Here is a 25215-nt window from a genome sequence, read left to right as displayed (position 1 = left end):
ACGCTGACGGCGCGGCGGATGCCGGCTCGGCGTGCGCCGAACCGGCGACGCGGAGCTGGGCCGGCCCTAATGCGCGCCCTGGTCCTGCCGGCCGTGCTCCTCGAATTCCGCGTCGACGACCTCGCTCTGCGGGCCGCTCCCGCCGCCGCCTACACCGGCCTCGGATCCTTCGGGCGGCGCGGTCATGACCTGGGCCAGCCGCTGCGCCAGCTGCGACAGGCGCTCCGTCGCCTGCTTGATGCGGTCCACAACCTCGCCGCCAATCGCCTCGCGCAAAGCCGTGATGGCTTGTTGCAACTCGCTCTTCAGGTCGCTCGGAACACGCTCGCCCGCCTCCTGCTGGCTGCGCTCGGCGGTGTAGATCGCGGCATCGGCTTGGTTGCGGGCGTCGGCCAGTTCCCGGCGCCGCCTGTCCTCCTCGGCGTGGGCCTCGGCTTCCCGCACCATGCGCTGGATCTCGCTCTGATCCAGCCCGCCCGAGGCCTGGATGCGGATCTGCTGTTCCTTGCCGCTGGCTTTGTCCTTGGCCGTCACGTTGACGATGCCGTTGGCGTCGATGTCGAAGGTCACCTCGATCTGCGGCGTGCCGCGGGGCGCCGGCGGGATGCCGACGAGGTCGAACTGGCCGAGCATCTTGTTGTCGGCCGCCATCTCGCGCTCGCCCTGGAAGACCCGGACCGTGACGGCGCTCTGGTTGTCCTCGGCCGTCGAGAAGGTCTGGCTGCGCTTCGTCGGAATGGTGGTGTTGCGCTCGATCAGCTTGGTCATCACGCCGCCGAGCGTCTCGAGGCCGAGGGACAGCGGGGTCACGTCGAGAAGCAGCACGTCCTTGACGTCGCCCTGGAGCACGCCGGCCTGGATCGCGGCACCGATGGCCACGACCTCGTCGGGATTGACGCCCCGATGGGGCTCGCGCCCGAATAGGGTCTGGACCACCTCCTGCACCTTCGGCATCCGCGTCTGGCCGCCGACGAGGACGACCTCCGCGATGTCGGACGGTTGCAGCCCGGCATCCTTCAGCGCGGCCTCGCACGGCCCGATCGTGCGCTTGATCAGGTCGTCGACCAGGGCTTCGAGCTTGGCGCGGGAGAGCTTGATATTCAGATGCTTCGGCCCGGCCTGATCGGCCGTAATGAAGGGCAGGTTGACCTCGGTCTGGGTCGCCGAGGACAGCTCGATCTTGGCCTTTTCGGCGGCATCCTTCAGACGCTGGAGAGCGAGCTTGTCCTTGGTCAGGTCGATGCCCTGCTCCTTCTTGAACTCGGCCGTCAGGTACTCGACGATCCGGTTGTCGAAGTCCTCGCCGCCCAGGAAGGTGTCGCCGTTGGTGGATTTCACCTCGAAGACGCCGTCGCCGATCTCCAGGATCGACACGTCGAAGGTGCCACCGCCGAGGTCGTAGACCGCGACGCGGCCGTTGCCCTTCTTGTCGAGGCCGTAGGCGAGCGCGGCGGCCGTCGGCTCGTTGATGATGCGCATCACCTCAAGGCCGGCGATCTTGCCAGCATCCTTGGTGGCCTGACGCTGGGCGTCGTTGAAGTAGGCCGGAACCGTGATGACGGCCTGCGTCACGGACTGACCGAGCTTCAGCTCGGCGGTCTCCCGCATGCGCTGCAGAATATAGGCGGAGATCTGGCTCGGGCTGTACGTCTTGCCCTTGATCTCGACCCAGGCATCACCGTTCTTCCCGGATACGATCTTATAGGGCACCATCCCGATATCTTTCTTGGTGATCGGGTCGTCGTAACGTCGCCCGATCAGCCGCTTGATGGCGAAAACGGTGTTTTCCGGATTCGTGATCATCTGCCGCTTGGCCGGCTGCCCGACCAGAACTTCGCCGGATTCCGTGAAGGCCACCACCGACGGGGTCGTGCGACCGCCCTCGGCGTTCTCAATGACATTGGCCTTGCTGCCGTCCATCACGGCGACGCAGGAGTTCGTCGTTCCGAGATCAATGCCGATCGCCTTTGCCATGGGAGAGACTCCTTCCTGTGCGCGCCTTGCAGACCGATCGAGATCGCGGCCGGGTCGATGTGCGTCGCGGGCTGCGTGGGGCTGACCGCCCACACCGCGCGCTACGGCCTGGACCGCACCGATTGAATGGCAGCCGCGAGATGCTGGTAGTCGAACGGACCATCGTGCCGATGGCCGTTGATGAAGAAGGTCGGCGTTCCGTTGACGCCACTCCGAACGCCGCTCAGAAAGTCTTGCGCGACCTTCGGGGCATAGGTCTTCGCCTCGAGGGCAACCTCGAAATCGCGCACCGACAGGCCGAGCGCCCGGACTGCGCCCACGAGGAAGGGCAGGCTCAACTGATCCTGATGCGCGTAGATCGCATCGTGCATGTCCCAGAACCGGCCCTGCGCCCCCGCGAACTCGGCGGTCTCCGCAGCCGGCTCCGCGAACGGGTGGATCTCGGTGAGCGGGAAATGGCGGAACACGTAGGTGAGGTCATCGCCGAAGTGCCGGCCGAGCCGCAGGACCTCGACATGCGCGGCGCGGCAATAGGGACATTCGTAGTCGCCGTACTCGACGAGCACCACCCGCCCCGCGGCGGCACCCCGGGCATGGTCAGCCGCGGACACCGGCACTCTGAGTTCGGCCATCGCTTTTCTCCTGGGTCTCGAGTCGATCCAGCGCATCGAGGATGCCGTCTGCACCGGGATTGACGGCGATCGGGGAGCGGTAGCTCCAGAAGATGAGTCCCTCGCGATCCACCACGAACAGCGCGCGCTCGCAGACGCCGTCGCCGTCGCGGTAGGCGCCGTATTGGCGGGCGACGGCGCCCTTCGGCTCGAAGTCCGCGAGCAGGGGGAAATGGAGATGGCGCGTCTCGGCGAAGGCCTGATGGCACCAGGCACTATCGACCGAGATTCCGACGACTTCGGCGTCGTGCCTCCGAAATTCCGGCAGCACCTGATTGTAGACCGCCATCTGATCCCCGCAGACCGGGCTCCAATCCGCGGGATAGAACGCCAGAACGGCGGGCCGTCCGCGCAGATCGCCGAGCGAGAGAGTCTGGTCCGGAGTAACGTGGAGCGTGAAATCGGGCGCCGTGACCCCCGGTGCTAAGACGTGTCCCATCCTGAATCTCCCGGCCAGCCTGCGGGGCAACCAGGGCGCATATGACGACGCGGCGGGGCGTCTCGGCACTGACGCGCATCAGTTCCGGTGGCGGATATCGGGCCGCTCCTCCGCGCATCCGCGCCGGTCCCCGGCGCGCGATCTCCGCGTCGGCCTCGCCGCGCGGTGCCCCCCGATCCCGAGGTCGCCGCCGAGTCGCAGGATGAACCGACGGAACCGGGATAGTCCCTAGGTGCCCTCCGAATTGTGAGACCTGCAGCGATGCACGATCTCGGAGATCTCGAGATATCGCGAGCGAGGAGCATCATGCTGCAGTATGGTCACGTCGTGCCTGCTCCCGGCCCGCATGTTCGATGGCCGCCCGCTCTGGCCCAGGCCTCTGGCGATCTCACGCTGGCGCGCACCATCCCCCTCGGACGGGCCGAGCATTTCTCGCCCGGCGCGACCCTCTATGCCGAAGGCGATATCGCAGATGCTGTATACTGGGTGGTTGCCGGGATAATCCGCACGGTCAACATCGGTCGCGACGGAAATCGGGTCGTGCGCGGTTTCTATCTATCCGGGGATTTCTTCGGGTTGGAGCGGACCCCGTTACATGCCTCTTCGGCCGAGGCGGTCAGCGAGACGCGGGCCGTGCGCTGTTCCCGCTCTCGGCTGGACGCGCTTGCCATATCAGACGCGCAGATCGCGAACGAACTCTTGTCATGGCTGCTGCGGATGACCGAGCGCGCCCAGGATCTCTCGGCGCTCGGCCGCGCCAGCGCCGCTCAGAAGCTCGCGTATTTCTTGCTCGACCTCATGGACAGGGTTTCGGCCGGTCGATCGATCGCGTTGCCGATGTCGCGCACCGACATCGGAGATTATCTCGGCCTCTCGAGCGAGACCGTCAGCCGGGCGTTCACCACACTGCGCCTCGACGGGCTGATCGCCACGCGCGCACGCTACGTCACCCTTCTCGATCCGGTCGCCCTCAAGCGCATGAACGGCAACCTGATGCGCGATGCGAGCTAGCACGCGGCGCCGAAGCAAATACTGCTTTTGCGAAAACGGGCGTCTTGAAGAACTCAGATCTGCTCCCGATTGCATCGCGTACGGGACACGACGATCGTGCGTCGGAACGGCCTGGCAGGAGCGACGAGAGCTCTTTCCCGTGCGGGAGAGGGGGCTCGCGCCGCGTTCGGTGAAGCTGGCGTCCCTGCTGTGGATCGCGTTGCACCGCGATCGGGCACGGCTCTAAGCTGTCAACTGCGGCAACACTTCGAGGCCGATCTCTTCGAGCACGTCGTCCGCGCTGCGGGCGCCGTACTTCAGATTCAGGATCACGTGGTGGACGCCGATCGCGCGGAGCGCGACCAGGAAGCCGAGCAGGGCCTTGCGACCGCTGCGGAATCCGAGGTGAATGGGTTGCGGCGGGTGGTCCGGATCGCTGTGCAGATCGACGTAGAGGGATTGGGCGAAGGGCTTGAACCGGCCCGGCGCCACCGCTGCGGTGGTGGCCCGCCACCGGGCCGCGAGGTCGGCTTGGCGCTCGAGGGCGCGCGGGTAGGTGATCCAGCCGTCCGCATGTTCGGCGATCCACTCCGGACTCTGCCGGCTCGATCCGGTGACGAGGATCGGCAGCCGCCCGATCGGCTTCGGCACGAGGTCGACGGTGCCGAGCATCTCACCGAAGCGCGAGCGCAGGGTGGGGAACGACTCCTCGAGGACCTGGCGGATGACCACGAGGCTCTCGCGGAACAAGACGTCGCGCGCATCCGAGGGAACGCCGAAGGCTGGGAATTCGATCGGCCGATCACCCGAGGCCACCCCCATGACGAAACGGCCCCCCGACAACCGGTCCACGGAGGCGGCAGCCTTGGCGGTATGGAGCGGGTGGCGCAGGGGCAGGACGATCGACCCCGTCGCCAGGGCGATCGCGCGCGTCTGCGCGGCGATCCACCCGAGCCAGACCCACGGGTCGTAGACCTGCCCGAGGTCTCCGAAGTTCGGATCCCGCAGGGGCACGTCGCGGGTCCAGAGCGCCGCGTATCCGAGTTCCTCCGCCCGGACGGCCAAGCGCTCCTGATCGCGCATGGTCGGCTGGTCGCGCTGGAAGGCCTCAATGGGGAAGAAGACGCCGACCGTCAGGCGGCCCGGGGCGAACATGCGCCGGAATCCGGGCGTGACGCTCGGGTCGGCTGTGCCTTGAACGTGAAGCATCGGACGATCCCGGCGTTCGGCGGCCCCCGCGTCGGGGTCAGCAACCACGTTCCGGGATCCCTGGCCCTGACGCATATCAGCCGGATCCAGGCACCGGATCGAACGCCGAGCGGAGCGGGCGTTCGGTCTTACTGCCCGACGCGGCGGCGATACGCGCTGGGCAATACGCCGTAGGCGGCTTTAAACCGGCGGCCGAAATGGGTCATGTCCGAGAACCCCCAGCCAAAGGCGATCTCGCTGACCGTCCGGCCGCGTTGCCTGGGATCTTCCAGGGCCTGCCGACAGCGCGCGAGGCGCCGCGCCTGGATGAGCTGCACGATCGACGTGTTCTCATCCGCCAGCACGGCATTGGCGTATCGCACGCTGACCCCGGCCGCACTGGCGACCGAGCCGGCGTCGAGGGTCCGGTCGGCCAAGTGCGCTTCGACCACGGCCCGCAGTTCCACGCGGACGAGGGAGCGGGACCGCGACGTGCGCACTCTGTCCTGAGCCATCGTCCGCCCGACGGCCAGGGTGATCAGATCGAGCAGGTGCGGTTCGAGAAGAGCTTCGGCGGCCGAACTCAAATCGCCCGTGTGATGCGGCAGCATCGCGAGGCTGGCCGACAGCAGGCTGTTCTCGGCCGTGCTCGGCGTGATCGCCCGGGCCGTCATCTCCCGCGTCTTCCCGAGGCGCGCTTCCATGAGCTGCCGTGGAACCTTCAGGAGAAGGATGTCCGAAGCTTCGGAAAACCGTCCCTCGTAGGGCAAGGCCGGGTCGATCAGGGTGATGTCTCCCGCCCCCAGAACGACGTGGCGGCCATCCTGCTCGAGGGCGATCCGCCCACCGAATTGCCGACAGATGAGCAGCTCGTCGGCGTTGCCGTGCGCGATGTGACGGCGGGTGTGGGTGACCGACATGTCCGAGTTCTGAAACGAGACAAGTCCGATGGCGCCGACCGTACCGGCGCGCAGCCGAGCCTGAAACGTATCGCGGCATCCCGGGGTGGATTCGTGATCAACGACATCCTTCCGGGCCGCGTCGTGCCAGAAATCGAAACGGTCCCGCGGGTGGACGTTCTCCGTCGAGAATACGGTCTTCACATGAACCTCGCATGTCCGAATAGCCGACGAAGAAGGCCGAACAGGCCGATTCGGAGCCGCACGGGCATGATCTATTGGCCCTCGGTGGGTTGAACGCAACCGGCGGCGCCAGATCCGGCCTGAACAGATCGTCTGACATGATACGGTTTCAACGCAGACGGCCGGCCCGACTCCCGGGGCACGGCGTGGCGATGCGCGTCGACTTCAGCGACGCCCACGCCGCTTTACTGCGCGCGTTCGGCGCCGGAGTTGCGCGGACGGCATCGCCCCCCGACAGAACCCAGTCTCGGGGGCGGCGCGGGATGAGGGCAGGGATCGCCCCTGACTGGCGACGCCCTCACCGATTATCGAGGATGATTATTTTTACTAATAATACTTACGATTATGCCTCAGATGCCACCATATTTGGCCGGCGATATCAATCTTGAAAATATCTGGCCCCGGATATTCGATCGGCAATCACTTTCGGCACATCGTCCAGGCGATGGCGAGCCGCACTTTCCTGATCGAACAAATCAATATCGGCAGTGGACCGGGTCGCATCGCACCACGTCGAGCACGAATAGCCTCCTCATCGGACAGCCTTTGAGGTGATACGACAGTGCAAGTCGCGTGATGCAGACGAGTGTTCGACGTTTCGATGCCGAGTGCTGCGCGGCCCCCACGGCCGAGAGTTCTTCATCACTTCGCACTCGAGCTATCACCGGCAACCTGATCAAGGGGACTAAACCTATGACGCAAAACGATGCGCCGCGTTCCGCCAATGCGCTGGATTTGGCCGGCGATATCGTCTCAGCTTATGTCGCCAACAATTCCTTGACCATGTCCGAGCTTCCGAAGCTCATTGAGTATGTTCATGCGGCGTTGAGCGATCTCGCGAACGGAGCGACCACGGACACACCGGTCGAAGCCCACAAGGCGACACCGGCGCAGATCCGCAGGTCGGTCACGCCGGATGCGCTGATCAGCTTCCTCGACGGCAAAGCCTACAAAACGCTGAAGCGACACCTGACCGGCCACGGGCTCAACCCGCGCAGTTACCGGGAGCGCTACGGCTTGCCGGCCGACTACCCGATGGTCGCCGCGAGCTACGCCGAGCAGCGCTCCCAGATCGCTAAGGCGATCGGCCTCGGCCAGCCGATCAATGCGGAAGCGATCCGCGCGGCGGCCGGCGCGTCGCACCCACAGACGGACCGCGCGAACCGCCGCGGCCGGCGCAAATCGGCGGACCGGTAACATCATCGTCATGCCGTGGCGCATGCGAGATGCGCGGACTCGATGGGCCAGAAGCCGGAATTTCCATCCGGATCCGCGCAGCGCCGACCCTGTCGCTCCCGTTTGAAGGCGTCCAACGCGCGCGTTCCTCAACCCGTGCTTCGACAGCGTGGTTCTCGGGCTCAGCGCGGCCGGACATCGGGCCGAGCGGACTTGAGTGGATTCAACATGTATCCGGTTCATCCCAACGAGGTTGGGCGTCTAGAGGCTCTGCGCGACCTCGACGTATTCGACTCGCCCCCCGAGCCGCGGTTCGACGCCCTCTGCCGGACGGCGCAGGCGCTGTTCGGAGTCCCGATCGCCCTCGTCAGCCTCGTCGGCGAGACCGAGCAGCGCTTCAAGGGTCAATGTGGCCTGGATTTGAGCGGCTCGCCGCGGGCCGTATCCTTCTGCACTTACGCCATCCTGTCCGACGCGGTGATGGTGGTCGAGGACGCGACACGCGATGCGCGGTTCGCCGTGAATCCATTGGTCACGGGCGAACCGCAGATCCGCTTCTATGCCGGCGCGCCGCTCGTGCTCGCCCCGGGCCTCCATCTCGGCTCCTTGTGCGTCATCGACCGGGTGCCGCGCACCTTCACGGTCGAGCAGCAGAGCCAGCTTCGGAATCTGGCGGAGATCGCCGTCACCCTGCTGCGCATGGGCCGGGCCGAGCGCGAGGCTCGCGAGAGCGCGGCCCTGTACCGGCTGCTGGCCGACAACGCCACCGATGTGATCGTCCGCTGCGACCGCGACGGCACGCGCCGCTACGTATCGCCGGCGGCGAAGCGGCTGCTCGGCTTCAAGCCGGAGGAACTCCTCGGCACGAAGCCGATCGACTTCGTCCATCCGCACGACGCCGCAGCCTTCGCGCACCTGCTCCATCAGGTGGGGTGCGGACAGATTGAACAAGCGGTCAGCCAGCAGCGGTACCGCCGCAAGGACGGCTCGTGGGTCTGGGTCGAGGTCTCGTTCAACCGGACCTACGACCCGGCGCTGGGGGCGCCGGACGGCTACGTCGCCGTCATCCGCGACATCGCCCTGCGCAAGGAAGCCGAGCGGCAGATGGCCCATATGGCGCGTCACGATCCGCTCACGGGCCTGCCAAACCGGCTCCACTTCCGCGAGCAGCTTGCGTGTGCGATCGCGCGGACCCAGCGGGGCGGCGACGGCTTCGCGCTGTTCTGCCTCGATCTGGATCGGTTCAAGCCGGTCAACGATACCCTGGGGCATCAGGCCGGCGACAGCCTGCTGTGCGCGGTGGCGCGGCGGCTGAAGGGGGTCCTGCGCGCCGAGGATCTGGTGGCGCGCCTGGGAGGCGACGAGTTCGTCATCATCCAGACCGGGCAAGGCAACGTCGCGGAATCGGTCGCGCTGGCCGAGCGCCTGCTGGCGGCGATCGCGGCGCCGGTCGATCTCGACGGCTATCCGGCGAGCATCGGCCTCAGCATCGGGATCGCCCGCGCGCCGGACGACGGACTCGACGCCGACCGCCTGTTCTCGCGCGCAGACCAGGCGCTCTACCGCGCCAAGGCCGCCCATCGCGGCGGCTATCACCTGTACGGGTCCGAGGCGGCCGGACCTGCCAGCGCCGATCAGGGGCAGGCACTGGGTCCAACGACGGATCGCGCGCGCCCGGCCCGGTCCGGGCCCGGGCTGCTCGGCGCCCTGTTCAGCGGCCTGCTCGCGAGCAGCACCGACTGCGTGACGCTCGTCGATCCGGGGGGCCATCTCCTCTTCATGAGCGCCGGCGGCCGGACCGTGATGGAAATCGCGGACATCGAGCCCCTTCTTGGACGATCCTGGCTCGACTTCTGGCACGGGGCGGATCGCGAAGCGGCTCGGACCGCCCTCGCGACCATGAGGGCCGGGGACGGCGCCAGCTTCCGCGGCTTCTGCCCGACGCCCTCGGGGCAGCCGAAATGGTGGGCGGTCAACCTCAGCCCGCTTCCGGGCGACCGATCCGGCCCGGGGCGCATTCTGGCCGTGTCCCGGGACATCACAGCCCAGGTCGCGCTGGAGGCCGATCTGCAAACGACGGCGCGGCGCTATCAGGCGCTGATCGAGGCCACGGGCGCCATGGTCTGGCGCGCGGACGCGGCCGGCGGCCTCGTCGAGATCAGCGGCTGGGCGGCCTACACGGGACAGGGCCCGGACGCCTCCCTTGGGCTCGGCTGGCTGGAGGCCGTGCATCCGGACGATCGGGAGGCGGTCACTGCGACATGGCATGCCATCAGGGCCACCGCGCAGGCCGGCATGGCCACGTACCGGGTCCGCCATAGGCAGGACCAGTATCGCTGGGTCCTGGGCCGGACCGCCCCGTTGAAGGACGAGGCCGGTCAGGTCCGGGAATGGGTCGGCACGATCACCGACATCCACGAGCGGCATGAGGCCGCCGAGACCATCCGAGTCCAGGAGGAGCGGTACCGCTTGGCCGTGCGCGCCACGCAGGACGGCATCTGGGACTGGGACGTGGCGTCGGACGATGTGTCCTGGATCAAGTCGACCGGCGAAGTGCTCACCTACACGGATGACGCGAGCAAGCCATCGCGGTCGCGTTGGGGGGCTCGGATCCATCCCGAGGATCGTGCGCGCGTGCTCACCGGCTTTGCCGCCGCCGTCGAAGGCACGGATGATCGGTGGCAGGCCGCGTACCGCTATCGCGGGGACGACGGGGTCTACACGGAAGTGATCGACCAAGCCTTCGTCGTCCGCGATGCCGGAGGGCGGCCTATTCGGATGGTCGGTGCGGTCCGCGATATGACCGAGCAGCGGCAGGCCTTGTCCGCGCTCCGCGCCAGCGAGGAACGGCTGCGTCTGGCCCTGCGTGCCGGTCGGATGGTGGCGTGGGAACACAACCTCACGACGGGGCGCAGCACCCGATCCGAGAACGCCCCGCAGATCCTCGGTCTGCCCGCCCCGTGGCAATCGGAGTTCCTCGATCTCGTACACCCGGACGACCGGGCGCCCATGGCGGATTTCATCCGATCGGGCGAGGCGCGCGCGGAGCACGAGTTCCGGTACGTCTCACCTGCCGGCCGCCTCCAATGGCTGTGTTCGTCGGTCGAGCGGGTCGATGCGGATCGGATCGTGGGGATCACCTTCGACGTCACAGAACGCAAGCTCGCGCAGGAGAAGCTGTGGCGGACCGCCAACCTCGACGCCCTCACGGGTCTGCCGAACCGGCAATTGTTCCGCGGGCGGATCGAGGCGGCCCTCTCGGAGGCGGAGCGGGACGGGACCTGCGTGAGCCTGCTGCTGATCGACCTCGATCGTCTCAGGGCCCTGAACGACACCCTCGGCCACGACGTCGGCGATGCCGTGATCTGCGCGGTCGCCGATCGCCTGCGGGACGGCCTGCGCCCCTGCGATACGCTCGCGCGGCTGACGGGCGACGAGTTCGCCCTCATTCTCGTCGAGCCGCTGCTCCTGTCCCACGCCGTTCAGCACGCGGAAACGCTGATCGAGCGCCTGCGACAGCCCTTGCGGATCCGGGACCATACGCTGACCTGCCAAGCCAGCGTCGGCGTGGCGGCCTACCCGGATCACCACGCCGATTGGCGCGAGCTTCTCAAGGACGCCGACCTCGCGCTGACCCAGGCCAAGCTGCGGGGCCGCGACCGTGTCGTCGCGTTCTCGCCCTCGATGCGCGTGGACGCCCTGCGCCGGCTACGGATCGCCGCCGAGGTTCGCGCCGCCCTTGCGGCCGGGCAGATTGTGCCGCACTACCAGCCGAAGGTCTGCATCACGACCGGCCGGATCGTCGGCTTCGAGGCGCTGGCACGCTGGCGCCACCCCGAGAGGGGTCTACTGACACCGGGCTATTTCGGTTCGGCCTTCGAGGATCCGGAGCTGTCCACCGCGATCGGCGACACCATTCTCGAAACGGTGGCGGCCGACATGCGGTCCTGGAACGAGCAGGACCTCCCCTTCGGTCGCGTCGCAGTGAACTTCGCGTCAGCTGAGTTCCGCAAGCCCGATCTGGCCGGCCTGATCCTCGATATCCTAAACCGCTTCGGGATCCCCGCACCACAATTCGAGGTCGAGATCACCGAGACGGTGTTCCTCGGACACGGCGCGGAGACCCTTCCCGCGACCCTCGCACGCTTGCACGACCGCGGCATCAGCATCGCGCTCGACGATTTCGGGACAGGCTTCGCCTCGCTCACGCACCTGAAACAGTTCCCGGTCAATCACATCAAGGTGGACCGGAGCTTCGTGCGCGATCTGGACCAGGACGCGGACAGCGCGGCGATCGTGGCGGCCGTGATCGGCCTCGGCCGGAACCTCGGAATGACGGTCACGGCGGAAGGTGTGGAAACGGTGGGGCAGGCGCAGCACCTCGCGGCCATGGGGTGTGACTACGCGCAGGGCTACCTCTATGCCGAGCCGATGGCGGGCGCGCGCGTGCCCTGGCTGCTGAACACGTGGCAGCCCGACGCGTTCGTTGGTGAGCGTCTCTCGGCACGCGGGCTTGGCCATTCTGCCGAAATCAATTTTCTTGTCTGTTCTAGAGACTGCTGAGACGCCTGCGCGGCTGTCCGCTGTCGCCGACGGGGTGACTCAGCTGCTGCGGTCGTCTTGGATGCGTGGCCAAGAGTTCGCTTTTAGGCGCTACGCCTATTTCCGCCTTCCGCCCGACACACCGTTCGACCTCTTGCCCCACACGTCCGCCTCAGAGTGGGGCGCTTACCGGGCCGCTCCATCTAGCGTCGGATCGCCCCCAACCTGTCGCCGAGATGCCGGTGCGCCTAGCGCGGCAGCACCTTCGCCACGTGCAGGCTTTGAATGGCGCTCACGAGGGCCGCAACGCTATCAAAGGTCTTTCCGACCCCGCTCCCGATCTTGCCCAGATCGGAGACGCGATCGAAGTCACTCTGGAACACGAAGTCGCTGATGCTCCATCTGGTCGCCCACTCGTGGGAAATGTCACGCCGGGCTCTGCTCGGCGATCGGTCGCTTCCAGTTGAGCATTTTGCCGGCCATGTTGAGTGGCCAAGCGCATCGGAACCGAGAAGCCAGAGGGCAGCTCCCGCGGCGCGGCAAGTATTTCTCAAGGCGTCGACTCGAACCAACTTAGGCACCAGCGGTTGACTGCGTGGGGATGACAAACGTCCCGACCGGGAGTTCCTATGGCTGAAGCCCAGGAGCAGACCCTCCGATTGCAGGTCGCTAATGCCCGCCCCCAGGATGCGGGGCGGGGCATCGCCCGTCTCGGTCATGCGGCTCTGACCCAGCTCGGCCTGCGCGAGGGCGCCGTCATTGAGATCGTCGGCAAGCGCCACACTGCGGCGATCGCGGTCGGTCCCTACGACGAAGACGAAGGTCTGAGCCTCGTCCGCCTCGACGGGCTCCAGCGCGTCAATGCCGGCACGGCGAGCGGCGACCATGTCGAGATCCGCGTCGCCGAGATTCGACCCGCCACCCGCGTCGTGGTCGCGCCGGCTCAGAAGAATATGCGCCTCCAGGGGTCGGGCGAGGCCCTGCGCCGCACCCTGTTCCGGCGGCCCCTTGTGTCGGGCGACGTCATCTCGACCTCGACCCAGTCGCGCGCCGCGGCTGACCCGCGCGTCCCGCCGGAGCTGCGCCCCTATTTCGAAGGGCCCACCTACGGCCTGCAGGAAATCCGCCTCGTGGTCGTCTCCACGCAGCCCCGCGGCATCGTCTTTGTGGCGGAGGGAACGGAGATCGAGCTCAGGCCCCTCTTCGAGGAGCCGAAAGATGGGCGGCGCGCCGACGTCACCTACGACGATATCGGCGGCCTCGGCGACACCGTCGATCAGATCCGCGAGATGGTCGAGCTGCCCCTGCGCCACCCGGAGCTGTTTCAGCGCCTCGGCATCGACCCGCCGAAGGGCGTGCTGTTGCACGGGCCGCCCGGTACCGGGAAGACGCGGCTCGCCCGCGCGGTGGCCAATGAGACCGAGGCGCGGTTCTTCCACATCGGCGGCCCCGAGATCATGGGCAGCCGCTACGGTGAGTCCGAGCAGCGCCTGCGCGAAGTCTTCCAGGAGGCCGCCCAGAACGCGCCCTCGATCATCTTCATCGACGAGATTGATTCGATCGCGCCGAAGCGCGAGCAGGTGACGGGCGAGGTCGAGCGCCGCATCGTCGCGCAGCTCCTCACTCTGATGGACGGGCTTGAGCCACGCCAGAACGTCGTGGTGATCGGCGCCACCAACCGGCGCGACGCCATTGACGAGGCCCTGCGCCGTCCCGGCCGTTTCGACCGCGAGATTATCATCGGTGTGCCTGATCAGCCGGGCCGGCGCGAGATTCTCGGCATCCACACCGCGGCATGCCGCTCGCAGAGGATGTCGACCTGGATGACGTGGCGCGTACCACCTACGGGTTCGTCGGGGCCGATCTCGGCGCGCTGGTCCGCGAGGCCGCCATGGACGCGGTGCGCCGGATCTTGCCGGAGGTGAACCTGCGCGACGGCATCCCGGCGGAGATCCTGGAGGGCCTGAGCGTCCGGCGCGACGACTTTCTCTCGGCGATGAAGCGGATCCAGCCTTCGGCGCTGCGCGAGATCATGATCCAGGTGCCGGATGTAACCTGGGACGATGTCGGGGGGCTTGCCGAGGCGCAGATGCGTTTGCGCGAGGGCGTCGAGCTGCCCCTGCGGTGGCCGCAGGCCTTCCGCCGCATCGGGATCCGCCCGGCCAAGGGCTTCCTGCTGTTCGGGCCACCGGGCACCGGCAAGACACTGCTGGCCAGGGCGGTGGCGCGGGAGGCAGAAGCGAACTTCGTCGCGACGAAATCCTCCGACCTCTTGTCGAAGTGGTACGGTGAGTCCGAGCAGCAGGTCTCACGCCTGTTCCAGCGGGCCCGGCAGGTCGCCCCGACGGTGATCTTCATCGACGAGATCGACGGCCTTGCGCCGGCGCGGGGTGGGGGGCTGGGCGAGCCCGCCGTCACGGAGCGCGTCGTCAACACGATCCTGGCCGAGATGGATGGGCTGGAGGAGCTGCAGGGCGTCGTCGTGATGGCGGCCACCAACCGCCCCAACCTGCTTGATCCGGCGTTGCTGCGCCCGGGACGCTTCGACGAACTCGTCTACGTGCCGGTTCCAGATGTGGCCGGTCGCCGCCGGATCCTGGCCATTCACACGCGGGACATGCCGCTCGCGGAGGACGTCGACCTTGACGCGATTGCGGAGCGCACCGCCCGCTTCACCGGCGCGGACCTGGAAGATCTCACCCGACGCGCCGGTCTGCTGGCCCTGCGCGCGTCGCTGGAGGCGACCCAGGTGCAGCGCGACCATTTCGAGCAGGCGGTCCGCGAGACCCGGCCCTCGGTCACCCCCGAGATGGAGAGGGACTACGAGGAGATGCTGCGCACTCTCAGGCAAGAGGGTCCGCAGCGCCAGCCGATCGGCTTCCTCACGCCACGCTGAGCGGTTCCGCCGACAAGCGGCGCGGTGTCGGGCATCGGCCGTATCGTCTCAGCGGCGACCGTGTCTGCCCGAGCATTGTACACGGACACCGCACACGCTCACGCTCACGCTCACGCGACGGACGATCGAGATCGCTGTCGAGTCCGGCCTCCGCGAGCGGGACGCCCTGTCCGTGATGCCGCGCGGACTCGTCTGCCTCTTAACGATCGACCACCGCGGCGATGGCCGGCGATGCGAGGCGGAAGTCTGTCGGCGATGTGGGTGGATGGGGACGCAGGATCGGCTTGCGCGAGGGGCCGATATTCTCGGCCGTGCTCGCTGGCGCTCTTCGGCTGATACCGCGTTGGCGAGTTACAAGGGGACGACTGATGACCCCTGACATGAAGCACCTGTACGAGGCGGCAAACAAGGCTGGATCGCTCGAATGGCACGTCGCAGTTTTGCCCGACGACCGCACAGCGATCATACGTGCGATCCTTCTGGCTCTGAGAGAACCGTCCTATGATATGATCCGCGCGGCCGATGACACCGCGATGGTCAGCGGCGATGGTCAGAGGGTCAGAGGCGATTTCGAGAGGGAGCTCGCCGCGATGATCGATTACATTCTCACGGAGCCCACTATGGCGTGACGCTTCGGCGCGCAAGACAATTACGGTGCAGGTCACCGGAAGGACAGTATTTGGCGCAGGCGCCTGCAGTGTGCTTGCCCGCGTCTTCGCGCTAAAGGCCGGGGCCTTCCCAACCGCGACACGGGATCTGCGATTGTCGGACGAATGCGTCCGGCTCGTGCGGCACGGCCAACGGGCCGGAGCGGGTGATCCAGATCTGCATCTGTCCGATCCCGGCGGGGCCCGTCGCGCGCGATTGCGGCATGAGCATATTTGAGGACTGGGTCCGCCTCGGTGCTCGTCGCCGGGACCGTCAGCCTCCGAAGTTCGTCCAAGCCGGCCGCCGGCAGGGGCCGCGAACAATCGCTCATCCGTCTGACGCGGATCAATGTGCGAGGTCCATCGCGGAAGCACAACTTCGATTGCAGAGAGTGTCGGCGGCCATGACCCCGGTTTCGGTCGCGCGCCGTGTCCAGCACCGTTTCCAGGGAGTGGTCTCATGAACCTCTATCGCCATGTTCGACCGGCCGCAGCTTGGCGGGATGCCCTCGTGCACAACGGTCTGCACCGCGCGTCTCGGCCTCAGCGTTCGGGTCATGCCGCCGGGGGGCGCCATCGCGTCATCGCGACGCTCGTGGCGGCGGCCATGTGCGCGGGCGGTGTCGCGACGGTCGGGGTGGCCGTGCCGGCCTTCTCTCAGGTCGTCCGCCTCCTAAGCGTGGACGTTAAGGAAGTGGCGAAAGGCTGGCGCACGACGAAACTGCACGGTAGCGCTGTCGTCAATGACAAGGATGAGAAAATCGGCAGCATCGACGATATCATCATCGGAAAAGATAAGGTTCTATTCGCCGTCATACAGGTGGGAGGATTCCTCGGGCTCGGCGGTCACCTGATTGCGACCCCGTTCGAGCGGCTGCAACTCGATGACGAGAAAGGAAAGATCGTGCTGCCTGGTGCCAGTAAGGACGAGCTCAGTAAATTGCCGGAGTTTCGTTACCTCACGTGACGGCAGCCTGGCGCGACGCGTGATCGACCGGTCCCGCCGGGTGCCCTCAACACAAACAAGGCCGTCGCCGACAGTCTGAACGACGGCTCGATCGCGGTGCGGGCGCGCCGAGCCCTCGCGCCACGCGGCGCAATGCTCGACCGAACGTCACCGCGACGCAGAAACAGCCGAACCGGACTGTTGAGGAGGCTTACGATGAAACTCCGACCGCTGCACGATCGGGTCGTCGTCAGGCGCACCGGTGCCGAGGAGAAGACCAAGGGAGGCATCATCATTCCCGATACGGCGAAGGAAAAGCCCCAGGAGGGTGAAGTCGTCGCCGTCGGTCTGGGTGTACGTGACGACAACGGGAACATGGTCGGCCTCGACGTCAAGGCTGGCGACCGCGTGATCTTCGGGAAATGGTCCGGGACCGAACTGGTCGTCGATGGCGAGGATGTCTTGGTCATGAAGGAGTCCGACATCATCGGCGTCATTGTCGATTAGATCGCGCCTTCCGCACAACCAAGATTGAAAATCTGGCTTACGGAGCGGAATCATGGCTGCCAAGGAAGTCAAGTTCTCCGTCACAGCGCGCGCGATGATGCTGCGCGGCGTCGACATCCTCGCCGACGCGGTGAAGGTGACGCTCGGCCCGAAGGGCCGCAACGTCGTGATCGAGAAGAGCTTCGGCGCCCCGCGCATCACCAAGGACGGCGTCACCGTCGCCAAGGAGATCGAGCTCGCCGACCGCTTCGAGAACATGGGCGCCCAGATGGTGCGCGAAGTGGCCTCGAAGACCAACGACATCGCGGGCGACGGCACCACCACCGCGACCATTCTGGCCCAGGCCATCGTCCGCGAGGGCGCCAAGTACGTCGCCGCCGGCATGAACCCGATGGATTTGAAGCGCGGCATCGACCTCGCGACGACGGCGGTTATCAGGGAATTGGAGAAGAACGCCCGCAAGATCACCAGGAACGATGAGATCGCTCAGATCGGCACGGTCTCGGCCAACGGCGATCCGGAGATCGGCCGTATGCTAGCCGACGCCATGCAGAAGGTGGGCAACGAGGGCGTGATCACGGTCGAGGAGGCCCGCACCGCCGAGACCGAGCTCTATGTCGTCGAGGGCATGCAGTTCGACCGCGGCTATATTTCGCCCTACTTCGTCACGAACCCGGAGAAGATGGTCGCCGAGCTGGAAGACCCCTACATCCTCATCCACGAGAAGAAGCTCTCCTCGCTCCAGGCCATGCTGCCGGTGCTCGAGGCCGTGGTCCAGACCGGCAAGCCGCTCCTGATCATCGCCGAGGACATCGAGGGCGAGGCGCTCGCCACGCTGGTGGTGAACAAGCTGCGCGGCGGCCTGAAGGTCGCGGCCGTGAAGGCGCCGGGCTTCGGTGACCGCCGCAAGGCGATGCTCGAGGACATCGCGATCCTGACCAAGGGCCAGATGATCGCCGAGGATCTCGGGATCAAGCTCGAGAACGTGACGCTCCCGATGCTCGGCCGCGCCAAGCGCGTGCGGATCGAGAAGGAGACCACCACGATCATCGACGGTGCCGGCGAGAAGTCCGACATCGAGGGCCGGATCAGCCAGATCAAGGCGCAGATCGAGGAGACCACCTCGGACTACGACCGTGAGAAGCTGCAGGAGCGTCTGGCCAAGCTCGCGGGCGGCGTCGCGGTGATCCGCGTCGGCGGTTTGACCGAGATCGAGGTCAAGGAGAAGAAGGATCGGGTCGAGGACGCCCTTCACGCCACTCGCGCGGCGGTCGAGGAAGGCATCGTCCCCGGTGGTGGCGTCGCGCTGCTCCGGGCAAAGGAGGCGGCCCGCGGCCTGACGAGCGAGAACAGCGAGGTGCAATCCGGCATCAAGATCGTCCTCAAGGCTCTCGAGGCTCCAATTCGTCAGATCGCCGACAACGCTGGCGTCGAAGGATCCATCGTAGTCGGAAAGGTCATGGAAAGTAACTCGCCGACATTCGGCTTCGACGCTCAGACCGAGCGTTACGTTGACATGATCGAGGTCGGGATCGTCGATCCCGTGAAAGTGGTGCGCACCGCCCTGCAGGACGCGGCCTCCGTGGCCGGCCTGCTCGTCACCACGGAGGCGATGATCGCCGAAACGCCCAAGAAGGACCCACCGACGCCCATGCCGGGTGGAGGCATGGGTGGTGGATTGGGGGGCATGGATTTCTGAGCTGCCGTGACACGCCGTTTCCGACGTGATTGCCGATGCTCGCAGAGCATGGGCCCAGCGGTGAGAGTAAAACACAGATTTCGCGAAGCGTTGTGCGTATCGGGGCTCGGACGGATCGAGCGACGGCCGAGTCCGGCGGATTCGGAAGCGGCGCAATTCCCGAAATGCCGCTACAGACTCTGGACAGGGCATGCTGCAACAACGGTCCGAGCTTCCCAGTGATGCTCCGTTCACGCTGATCGACGAGGCGCCTTCGCCAGCACGGATCGAAGCGTTCAGCGATGGGGTCTTCGCGATCATCATCACGCTCCTGGTCCTGGACATCCGCGTGCCGCGGGAAGCCGAGCGGCACGGAGAGGAACTGACGGCGTTGTTGCTGCGGCAGTGGCCCGTCTATGCCGCTTATGTCCTCAGCTTCCTGCAGGTCGGCGTGGTGTGGGCCAACCATCACACCATGTTCCATTATCTGCGCCATAGCGACCATGTGCTGCTGTTCACGAACCTGATCTTGCTGCTCTGCGTCGCCATTCTTCCGTTCACGACCGCGCTCATGGCGGAATACGCGCGCGCCGACACGAACGACCTTCGCGTCGCGGCGCTGCTCTACAGCGCCGCGCTCTGTCTGGCGGGGACGATGTTCAGCTTCATGTGGCAGCATGCCCAGCGCGCCAAACTGGTGAAAGCAAATGTAGACGCGAATCGTCTCTACGCGCTGACTTGGCATTGGCGGCTCGTTCCGCTCCTGTACGGCCTCGCCTTCGTTCTGGCCTTCGTGACGCCCTATCTCAGCGTCAGCATCTATATCCTATTGCTGATCTACTACGCCCTGCCGGGCCCTACGATGGTGCGCTGGACGACCGGGCAGCGCGAGGCCTGGGTCGCAACTCAGGCTTCAGGCGGTCGACGGCGCTAAACCCGCAGCCGCACAGGTGGCCCAGGAGCACAGCTGGCCTGAGGTCGCGCGGCCATTCCTCCCGGGTACGGAAGCGGCTCCTCCGTGGTGCCAGCGATGGGCTCGGACCGCGCGACGGTCCGTTGCAGGTCTTCTGAGCCTACCGTGAGAGGATTGCCTACAGCTCCCAAATAAATGCTGGGCCCGACACGGATTGACACCTTGAATGCCCTCGAAGCGGCGGAACAGCGCGTTCGGGTTGACGGCATTCTCTGCGGTACGAGGGGGCGTGCCCCGGATGTCTGACACCGCATCGTCGCGTTGCGCACTGACGCGCGTCAATGCGCGCGCGCCGCGGGATGTCAGTCTCGGCCGGACCGGATTTTCTTACGGCTGCCGCGAGAGGGTGCTTCGATGGCCGAGAATGTGGTTGCCGTCGCCGGAATGTTCGAGGACTACGAGACGGCTGCGACGGCGGTCCAGGCGCTCGAGCGCGCCGGCCTGCACCGTGTCGAGATCAGCTTGGTATCGAACGATGCGGACACGAAACAGGCCGAGCGCCTCGACGGGAGCGCTCGGAACCCGGCGGTCGCTCGCGCTGCGGTGGGCGGCGTCGTGGGCGGCAGCGTGACCGCGCTCGCGGCTCTCAGCGCGCTTGCCATCCCGGGCGTCGGACCGGTTGTAGCGGCCGGCTTCGTCGCGGCTGCGCTCGGCGGAGCCGCCGTCGGTGGACTCGCGGGCGCTCTGATCGGGGCGGGTCTCAGCGCCGATGACGCGGACGCGTACGTCGAAGGCATTCGCCGCGGCGGCACCCTGGTCGTCGTGCGCACCCCCGAAACGCACGTCGCCCGGATCGAGGACATCCTCGACCAAGCGGGCGCGGTCACCGTAGAGGAGAGGGAAGCCGACTGGCGCGAGGCGGGCACCGGCGGACACGCCTGAGCGCACGTCCGGAGACGTCAATGGACGCGGCTTCGCTCGCGCATGGCTTCGACCGCGAGCGCCCGATAGACCAGCGCGAAAGCTTGCATCACGCCCAGGTAGTCGCCGTGGGCCGAGGCGAAGCTGTGGGCTAGATGGAGAAGCTCGGGGTTGTTCGCCTCGAGGTCGTGGATGCACGCCACCGTGAAGGTCTCGGTCCCTGTCTCGTCGATCTCACGCACGAGGCGATCCCGGGTCTCCGGGCTGACGCGCGGGAGCGGATGGAGCAGGGTCCCGAATTCGGCGCCGCACTCCGCGGCGAGCGCCCGGTAGAACAGGCCGAAACCCAACAAGATCTTGGACGGCTTCCCGAGGTCCGTCGCGCAACGCGCCACCATGTCAAGAATCTCCGGATTATTTCGCTTGAGATCTTGCGTGAGGCTGTCGATGCAGGCTTCGGGTCCACGATCGTCGAACTCTCGGTGAACGCGCTCTGAAGTGGACATGACGACGCGCGGGAGAAACTGCATCGTTCTCAGACCTTTCGGCATTCGAAGACGGATACGGGGCGCCGTTCTAGCTCACGCGCGCGCGCCCGTCTTGCCTCAGGCTGTCGCAGGTTTGGCCGTCACACAGAACGACGACCGCAGGCGAGATCTGACGCCCCAGGCGCTGCAGCCCCGTGATTTCATCAGTTCGGGCCTTCCGGTCGGCGAGGCTCGCGAGGAGGGCCGCGGACGCGTTGCAGGGCGGACGAGCGGGCTCTCGACGAGGCCGCGGGTCCGGAGCCGCTCTGCGTCGCAGTCCCATCGAGGTTCCGGCTCCGCGCGTCACCCAGATGCACGGATCACGGAGAATCTGCGGTCCTATCGAGGCGACGCTGAAACCGCGGGCTTGGTCCCTGCGTGAGATGAAGCGCCGTGCGCGGCTGCTGTTCAACCAGGAGCAGCTCGCCACCTCGTCCGGAGCATTCCCGGACAGGCCGCTCCGACGGGCCGCTTCGACGGGCCGCTTGGGCCCGGGAGTCGCGAGACGGGCTGGATAGGCCTCCCTGCCGCGGCGCAGAGTGTCAGCCGCCCCCGCCTTCACGAGTCGCATCCTGGACGCGCACGACGCCACGGAGGCCGCCGCGTGAGCTGGCACTCCGGAGCGAGGCCCAGCGCTGGGCCGGCCGCAGTTCCTGCCCCACCGAGCCTCGGCCCATACAGGTTTAGAAGCCGAACCGCGCGCCTAAAGGCTGATTGTGATGCGGTTGTCGACCTTAGTGACGCCCGGCGCCGCCCAAGCGACCCGTTCGGCTTCCTGGCGCTCGGCCCAGGAGCGGACCGTCCCCTTGAGGACCACCTCACTGCCTTTGGCCTCGACCATGACGCGGTTCGCATCCACCTCAGCGCTGCGCCGGAAAGCCTCATCGATCTTTTGCTTGATCTCCGAGGCAGCGGCGCGCGGCTTCACTTGGACGAGATTGCTGACGCCCTTCACGCCGCGGACCCAACGTACCGCCGCTTCTGCCGACCCCCTCTGGTATTGCCACTCGACCTCGCCTTCGAGACTGACCCAGCCGTTCTTCACCGTGACCTGGATGTGCTCCGCGCTCATGGGCAGCCGGTTCTTGAGGGCCGCGACGGCGTCGCGCGCGATCTCCGGATCGGGCCTCTCGTCGACACTGGGCAGGCGAACCTCGATATCGTTTGCCACGCCCGCGACGCCGGCGACGTGCTTCGCGGCGCGCTCCGCCTCCCACTTGTCTGAGAAGCTCCTCGTGAAGCCGGTCAGCGTGACGACGCCGTTCTTCACGGCCACGGCGACGTCGGTCGAATCGATGCTGGGATTCCAGCGGAGTTCGGCTTCAACGTCTCTCTTGATTTCTGCGTCGGTTCGGATGGCCATTGTCGTACCTCCTGTGTGGCGGACGGGAATCGGAGCCCTTTGTCGACGGCGGAGTGCGCCCACCGTGGGCCGCGCCGCGAGCCGCGCTCAGTATCGGCACCGGGGTTGAGGACGCCCTGACCGGCGTCATCGTGCGACCTGTTTGCGGAAGCGACCGCGGCCAAGGTGGCTCTGGCGCTCCGCGCCGAGATCTCCGCTCGCTGATTTCGGGGCTGGCCTCCCCTGAGTGGGCGAAGCGGAAGACAAATTTTGCTGCGGTCTGCGCCCACCGCTCTGACGCGTGTCAGCCCAGTGCAGTTTCGTCCGCATGCAGCCCGGACAGGCTCGCGAGCCGAATGGGGTGACGTTCGTGCGGATGCGGCCAGGTCCGGGATATTTCCGCGATCACTTCGCGGGGTGCGGATGCCGGCGACGTCAGATCGTCGCGCGACGGGACGGGCGCATCCCGCGGCAGCCTTCCGGCTCGGATCGCGGCCGATCATGCTGAAGGCTGACGGCTTCGGTCCCCGAAACGGACCGATCTCGGGATCAGGTCTCTGGCATCGCGGTCGTGCTCGACCGCATCGATCAGGCCGGCGGCGTGCGGCAGGCCGTGAACGAATGTCTGCCAGCCTTGCCGGTGTAGCCTGACGCTGCCGCTGGCCTTATGGGGCCGGGATCGTCGGCGCGCGACCGATCCTGAAGTCAGACTGATCCGCGTCAGGGCCGAGACGGGCAGCACCGGCTAATCGATGGTCTTCCGCCTGCTCGGCCGAGAAAGCAAGCCGGGCGGTATCCTGCCAAGCTTAGGGAGGATCCATATCATGTCTCGCGAACCCGTCGCCTTCCAGCGGTCGGGCGGTTCGACCAAGCGCGGCGTGCCGAGCCCGCTGTTGCCGCCGTTTCTCGCCCTTTACCACGACATGAACCGCCTGCTCGAGGATATGCCGGGCGCGGGCGCTGGAACCGCAGGTGCGGCCGGCCAGCTCGACGCCAAAATCCTCGTCCCGGACATCACCATGACCGAGACGGAGCGTGAGGTGCGCATCGCCGCCGAGGTGCCCGGCGCTCGTGAGGCGGATGTCGAGGTGATGCTCGATGACGACACCGTGATCATCCGCGCCGTGAAAGAGATCGAGCACGGGGAGGATCGGCAGAGTTTTCAGGTGCGTGAGTGCCTCTTCGGCACGTTCCAGCGTGCGCTTGCACTGCCGTTCCGTGTCGATCCTGAGCAGGCCGAGGCTCGTGTCGCGAACGGGGTGCTCACGATCACGCTCCCGAAGAGCGGGGCTCAGCGGCGCACGCGTCGCGTGCAGGTTCGTGGCGCCGGCGCCGACCCCGCCCCGGCAGCCTCCCCCAGCCAGAGCGGCGCCGCATCGGACCAGCAAGACAAAGCGCCCGACCAGACCACGCCGCACTGACGGACCGGATCACAGGCCGGTCCATCTCACACACTCCAGACGACGAGGACGCACATGGCTGGTGGAAGCCCACAACCCTCAAGAGTCGGCCGGATCTCGCTCGATACGGACGTCATGAACCATTCGCTGGCCCAGAACTGGTGGGTAATAGCCCTCCGGGGCGTACTCGCGATCGTGTTCAGCATCACGGCCCTCGCGATGCCGGTCTCGACCCTCATCTCCCTGATTCTGATCTTCGCCGCCTACATGCTGGTGGACGGCATCTTCGCCATCGTCGCGTCTCTGCGGGCGGCGCAGCACAGCAAGCGCTGGGGAGCCCTCTTCTTCGGCGGCCTCGTCAACATCATCACAGGGGTTCTTGCCGCCGCGTGGCCCGGCATCACCGCCCTCGTGTTCGTGGTGCTGACGGCGGTATGGTCCATCATCTCAGGGAGTACCATGGTGGTCGCGGCGATCCGCCTCAAGCGCAACCACGGACGGTGGTGGCTCGCACTTGGCGGAGTGTCATCGATCGCCTTCGGGATCATTCTCGTTCTTGCCCCGCTCGCGGGTGCCGTGGTGCTGACATGGTGGATCGGAATCTACGCCTTGGTCTTCGGCATCGCCATGCTGGTGCTCGCCTTCAGGCTTCGCGAACACCGCAACGATCGGCCGATCCCCGGAATGGCGCAGCCGGCGCAAAGCGCGATCTGAGGACCTGGCGGATCAGGACCGGATTTCACCAGGCCCCGCTCGGGCTTGGTCAGAATCGTCTCCGTTGCCGCCCCTCCGATCCCTGAGGGTTGCGGGCCCATCGTGGACGGTCGCCGATGAAGCCCGGGGGGCTGGACGCGTGCGGGTCGGTCACCGTCTCCGCACGAAGCCCGGGCCCTGGCGCTCAGAATGTCAGTTGAAGATGCTTACGCGGCGTTCCGCTCCGCCGCGCAGGAGAACGTCGATGTCACGCAAAGCCCGTGTCCGGCCTTCTTGGAAGCGCTGGAAGAAGGTGACCAAGTCCGGCGACCAGAAGAAGGGCGTCCGCAAGCACAAGCGGTAGGCCAGCGGCGGCGCCCACCCTGCCAAGGTCCTCGCGGAGTTCGAACGATGCCGCAGCAGCGGACGGCCCCCGAGTCTCGACAAGCCCTAGCCTTCGAAGCCGACGCCAAGACCGGGGTGCCGCGCCGGTGCCTACCCGGCCGGACCGAAACGGATCGGTGTCAGCGTTATGTGGCGAGCGCCGTCCGATCCTGAACGTCGAACCACAGGGGCGCCAACGTCGCGGGCTCAACACGCGGACGGTCGCGCTCATAAAAGAG

The 25215-nt window shown here is 66.7% G+C and carries 18 protein-coding genes and 1 pseudogene; 12 read left to right on the top strand and 7 right to left on the bottom strand.

Annotated features, from left to right (window positions below; translation table 11 throughout):
- Positions 1-66: 66 nt before the first annotated feature.
- The 3 genes from dnaK to ABC766_RS09090 form a co-directional block, all read right to left on the bottom strand.
- A complete protein-coding gene (gene dnaK, locus ABC766_RS09100) occupies positions 67-1974 on the bottom strand; it encodes a molecular chaperone DnaK (RefSeq protein WP_345821914.1) in 1908 nt (635 codons plus the stop codon).
- 101 nt (positions 1975-2075) lie between these two features.
- Positions 2076-2606 carry a DsbA family protein gene (locus tag ABC766_RS09095; protein ID WP_345821912.1) on the bottom strand — a complete coding sequence of 177 codons (531 nt, stop codon included), beginning with the start codon at positions 2604-2606 and terminating at the stop codon, positions 2076-2078.
- Positions 2572-3084 carry a redoxin domain-containing protein gene (locus ABC766_RS09090; protein WP_345821911.1) on the bottom strand — a complete coding sequence of 171 codons (513 nt, stop codon included), beginning with the start codon at positions 3082-3084 and terminating at the stop codon, positions 2572-2574. Before ABC766_RS09090 ends, ABC766_RS09095 begins: the two co-directional genes overlap by 35 nt.
- Positions 3085-3390: 306 nt before the next feature.
- On the opposite strand from ABC766_RS09090, the gene ABC766_RS09085 reads away from it, so the two are divergent.
- The gene (locus tag ABC766_RS09085) at positions 3391-4095 is read left to right on the top strand and encodes a helix-turn-helix domain-containing protein (protein ID WP_345821909.1); all 705 of its coding nucleotides are present in this window, start codon (positions 3391-3393) and stop codon (positions 4093-4095) included.
- Positions 4096-4317: 222 nt separating this feature from the next.
- On the opposite strand, the gene ABC766_RS09080 is transcribed toward ABC766_RS09085, so the two are convergent.
- Complete coding sequence (locus ABC766_RS09080; protein ID WP_345821906.1) at positions 4318-5283, bottom strand: LLM class oxidoreductase; 966 nt, start codon at positions 5281-5283, stop codon at positions 4318-4320.
- Positions 5284-5411: 128 nt separating this feature from the next.
- Complete coding sequence (locus ABC766_RS09075; RefSeq protein ID WP_345821903.1) at positions 5412-6464, bottom strand: helix-turn-helix domain-containing protein; 1053 nt, start codon at positions 6462-6464, stop codon at positions 5412-5414.
- A 633-nt stretch (positions 6465-7097) separates the two neighbouring features.
- On the opposite strand from ABC766_RS09075, the gene ABC766_RS09070 reads away from it, so the two are divergent.
- The 9 genes and pseudogenes from ABC766_RS09070 to ABC766_RS09030 all read left to right on the top strand — a co-directional run bounded on the left by ABC766_RS09070 (position 7098) and on the right by ABC766_RS09030 (position 20651).
- A complete protein-coding gene (locus tag ABC766_RS09070) occupies positions 7098-7601 on the top strand; it encodes a MucR family transcriptional regulator (protein WP_345821901.1) in 504 nt (167 codons plus the stop codon).
- 192 nt (positions 7602-7793) lie between these two features.
- Positions 7794-12143, top strand: a complete 4350-nt coding sequence (locus ABC766_RS09065; RefSeq protein ID WP_345821900.1) for a diguanylate cyclase domain-containing protein — start codon at positions 7794-7796, stop codon at positions 12141-12143.
- Positions 12144-12751: 608 nt separating this feature from the next.
- Positions 12752-15018: pseudogene (locus tag ABC766_RS09060) on the top strand (CDC48 family AAA ATPase).
- A gap of 380 nt (positions 15019-15398) precedes the next feature.
- Positions 15399-15647 carry a hypothetical protein gene (locus ABC766_RS09055; protein WP_345821899.1) on the top strand — a complete coding sequence of 83 codons (249 nt, stop codon included), beginning with the start codon at positions 15399-15401 and terminating at the stop codon, positions 15645-15647.
- A gap of 478 nt (positions 15648-16125) precedes the next feature.
- Positions 16126-16632: a PRC-barrel domain-containing protein gene (locus tag ABC766_RS09050; RefSeq protein ID WP_345821898.1), complete on the top strand. Its 507-nt coding sequence runs from the start codon at positions 16126-16128 to the stop codon at positions 16630-16632.
- Between the two features lie 195 nt (positions 16633-16827).
- Complete coding sequence (locus ABC766_RS09045; protein ID WP_060768194.1) at positions 16828-17118, top strand: co-chaperone GroES; 291 nt, start codon at positions 16828-16830, stop codon at positions 17116-17118.
- 52 nt (positions 17119-17170) lie between these two features.
- Positions 17171-18817, top strand: a complete 1647-nt coding sequence (gene groL, locus ABC766_RS09040; protein ID WP_345821897.1) for a chaperonin GroEL — start codon at positions 17171-17173, stop codon at positions 18815-18817.
- A gap of 190 nt (positions 18818-19007) precedes the next feature.
- The gene (locus ABC766_RS09035) at positions 19008-19730 is read left to right on the top strand and encodes a TMEM175 family protein (RefSeq protein ID WP_345821896.1); all 723 of its coding nucleotides are present in this window, start codon (positions 19008-19010) and stop codon (positions 19728-19730) included.
- 393 nt (positions 19731-20123) lie between these two features.
- Positions 20124-20651, top strand: a complete 528-nt coding sequence (locus ABC766_RS09030; RefSeq protein WP_345821895.1) for a general stress protein — start codon at positions 20124-20126, stop codon at positions 20649-20651.
- 17 nt (positions 20652-20668) lie between these two features.
- Here the strand turns inward: ABC766_RS09030 and ABC766_RS09025 are convergent, their stop codons facing one another.
- The gene (locus ABC766_RS09025; RefSeq protein ID WP_345821894.1) at positions 20669-21028 is read right to left on the bottom strand and encodes a hypothetical protein; all 360 of its coding nucleotides are present in this window, start codon (positions 21026-21028) and stop codon (positions 20669-20671) included.
- Between the two features lie 832 nt (positions 21029-21860).
- Complete coding sequence (locus ABC766_RS09020) at positions 21861-22514, bottom strand: BON domain-containing protein (RefSeq protein WP_345822706.1); 654 nt, start codon at positions 22512-22514, stop codon at positions 21861-21863.
- A gap of 809 nt (positions 22515-23323) precedes the next feature.
- On the opposite strand from ABC766_RS09020, the gene ABC766_RS09015 reads away from it, so the two are divergent.
- The gene (locus ABC766_RS09015) at positions 23324-23920 is read left to right on the top strand and encodes an Hsp20/alpha crystallin family protein (RefSeq protein WP_345821893.1); all 597 of its coding nucleotides are present in this window, start codon (positions 23324-23326) and stop codon (positions 23918-23920) included.
- A gap of 114 nt (positions 23921-24034) precedes the next feature.
- Positions 24035-24613: an HdeD family acid-resistance protein gene (locus ABC766_RS09010; protein WP_345821892.1), complete on the top strand. Its 579-nt coding sequence runs from the start codon at positions 24035-24037 to the stop codon at positions 24611-24613.
- Positions 24614-25215 lie beyond the last annotated feature (602 nt).

Source organism: Methylobacterium fujisawaense, assembly GCF_039619325.1.
GTDB classification, from domain to species: Bacteria; Pseudomonadota; Alphaproteobacteria; order Rhizobiales; family Beijerinckiaceae; genus Methylobacterium; species Methylobacterium fujisawaense.
Note: the sequence above shows the minus strand (reverse complement) of the source record. Positions and strands in the feature narration are given on the sequence as shown.